The sequence below is a fragment of the Actinomycetospora sp. genome (assembly GCF_055612215.1).
This window is the reverse complement of the sequence record NZ_JBVPVA010000282.1, coordinates 1-2,508: the sequence shown is the minus strand read 5'-3', so window position 1 is coordinate 2,508 and position 2,508 is coordinate 1. Positions and strand designations below refer to the sequence as shown.

The window sequence follows — 2,508 nt, the reverse complement described above, 5'->3', positions numbered from 1 at the left end:
CGGCGCCGACGCGCACCGCCGCCACCCCGGCGCCGCCCTCGAGGCCTGGATCCGGTCCCGGGACCAGACCTGCCGGTTCCCCGGCTGCGACCGCCCGGCGATGCGCGCCGACCTCGACCACACCGAGGACTGGCTCCTCGGCGGCCTCACCGAGGCCGACAACCTCGGCGCGCTCTGCGAACCCCACCACCTGCTCAAACACGACCCCGACGCCGGGTGGAGCGTCGTCCAGCCCGCCGCGGGCTGCTTCGTGTGGACCAGCCCCACCGGCACGCGCCACCGAGTCGAACCCGACCGCTACCAGGAGTCGGCCGATCCGCTGTCCCCGGCCGACGGGCCCACCAGCGTCCCCGACCTCGTCTTCGCCCCACCGCCTCGCCCGGTTCCGGCGTGGGCGGCGCGACCCAACAAGCACGGCTTCCTCACCGACGCCGCCCGCGCCACCGCCACCCGCCTCACCCGAGCCGCGACCGCACCCCAGGAGACGCCGCCGAGCCGCTACGACCACGACCCCGACTTCTGAGGCATCGCCAGGCACCTCGGCTTGACCCGCCGCCCCCACCCGGCCACGGTCGTCCGATGGCGAGCGATCCGGACGAGGTGCGCGACGGGGTCGGTCTCACCCACCTCGACCAGGAACTGCTCGCAGGCGACGACGACCACCCGGCGGTCAGCAAGCGCGCCCTGGTCGACCACCTCGACGCCGTCGCCGACCGGATCCTCCCGCTGCTCGCCAACCGGCCGCTCTCGGTCGTGCGGGCCCGCGGCAGGGAGCGCTTCATGCAGAAGAACCTGCCCAAGGGCGCGCCCGAGTGGATCCGCTCGGTGACGTTCTGGTCCGAGAGCTCCCAGCGCGACGTCCACTACGCGCTCGCCGAGGACCGCGCGACGCTGCTGTGGTTCGCCAACCAGCGCGCCGTCGAGTACCACGTCCCGCTCACCCTCGCCGACGCGCCGGGCACGCCGACCCACCTCGTCCTCGACCTCGACCCGCCCGAGGGCTCCGGTCTCGGACCCGTCGTCTCCGCCGCCCGCGCGGTCCGCGAGGTGCTGCGCGATGCCGGGTTCGACCCGGCCGTGAAGACCTCCGGCGCCAAGGGCCTGCACGTGGTCACGCCGATCGAGCCGGCAGCCATGGAGGACGTCCACGCCGCGACCCGCGCCGTCGCCGCCCGCGCCGAACGCCTCGACCCGGACGGCACCACGACGGCGTTCATCAAGGCCGACCGCGGCGGAAAGGTCTTCCTCGACGCCACCCGCGCGGGCGGCGCCACGGTCGTCGCCGCCTACAGCCCGCGGGTGCGCCCGGGCCTGCCGGTCTCGTGCCCGTGCGACTGGGACTCGCTCGACGACGTCGTGCCGTCCGAGATCACCGTGGCCACCCCGGACCGTTTCCTGCGCGGCCCGAGCTGGCAGGAGCGCCTCGGCGCGGCCCGAGCTATCCCCGCGGACCTCCTCGAGGAGGGCCACACCATCCCGGTCGCGCGGGTCGCGGCGATGCACGAGGGCAAGCGGCGCAAGCGGGCGGCGGCCCGTGACGACGGCTGACCGAGCCGGTACGGCGTGTATCAGGTACCGTCGGTACCGATCAATTCACGTCGAGAGGAGACACCGTGCTCGGGGACCTCGCCGGCATCGGACCGGTCAAGGACGCACTCACCACCACCAACGACCTGCTTGAGAAGGTGTTGAACGAGCTGCGTCGCACCAACGACGCCCAGCTGGACGCCGTCGTCACCGAACTGCGCGCCGTACGGGCCTCGGTCGACCGCCTCGCCGCCGCGCAGGACGTCCCCGCCGGGGCATGAGCGGGACCGCCGGCCGGGGCCGAGGAACCGAGGAGCTCCTCCGGCCCCTGCTGGTGTCGTCGGCACGATGGGGGTTCCCGAGCCACTGACGGAGCCGGAGCCGAGCCCATGACCGACGACCTCGAGACCCGCTACCGCGCCTACCTCGACGTCCTCAACGAGCGACGGCTCGAGGATCTCGTGCACTACGTCGCGGACCGCCTGACCTACAACGACGAGCCGATGACCGGGCGCGACTACCGGGACCTCATCGCCGCGGACATCGCCGCCGTCCCCGACCTCGTCTACGACCCCCACATCGTGGTCGTATCCGGTCAGGACGTCGCGTGCCGCCTGGTCTTCCGGTGCACGCCCCGCGACCGCTTCCTCGGCTTCACGCCGAACGGCGAGCAGCTCCACTTCGCGGAACACGTCTTCTACCGGTTCGAGGACGGCCGGATCGCAGCAGTGTCGTCCCTGATCGACCGCTGGTCGATCGCCGAGCAGCTCCGGGTCGGGCCGGCTCACGGCGCGCGCTCACCGACCTCCTGACGCGGGCGGGGGGCAACCGGGTGTCGGGCGCAGCGCACGGCCACCCAACCGACCGCGGCGACCACCCCGGCGGCGGCCGGCGATGAACCGCCCCTGAGCACCAGCTGTGTGACGACTTCGTGCGCGCGGCGCCCTCACGGCCGACCTGCCAGGCTGACGCGGTGCGGCG

At 73.7% G+C, this 2,508-nt stretch carries 4 protein-coding genes; all 4 read left to right on the top strand.

All coding sequences use genetic code 11. From position 1 onward, the window contains the following. Nucleotides 1–523: HNH endonuclease signature motif containing protein (locus tag AC0CYZ_RS07730; RefSeq protein WP_472213943.1), on the top strand; the 523-nt coding region annotated here is incomplete at its 5' end. A 56-nt stretch (nt 524–579) separates the two neighbouring features. Beyond that, on the top strand, nt 580–1,548 hold the full coding sequence (locus AC0CYZ_RS07725; protein ID WP_472213941.1) for a DNA polymerase domain-containing protein: 969 nt from the start codon (nt 580–582) through the stop codon (nt 1,546–1,548). 65 nt (nt 1,549–1,613) lie between these two features. Beyond that, entirely contained in the window at nt 1,614–1,808 is a 195-nt protein-coding gene (locus AC0CYZ_RS07720) for a hypothetical protein (protein WP_472213939.1), read from the top strand. Between the two features lie 108 nt (nt 1,809–1,916). Continuing rightward, on the top strand, nt 1,917–2,339 hold the full coding sequence (locus AC0CYZ_RS07715; RefSeq protein WP_472213937.1) for an ester cyclase: 423 nt from the start codon (nt 1,917–1,919) through the stop codon (nt 2,337–2,339). Nucleotides 2,340–2,508 lie beyond the last annotated feature (169 nt).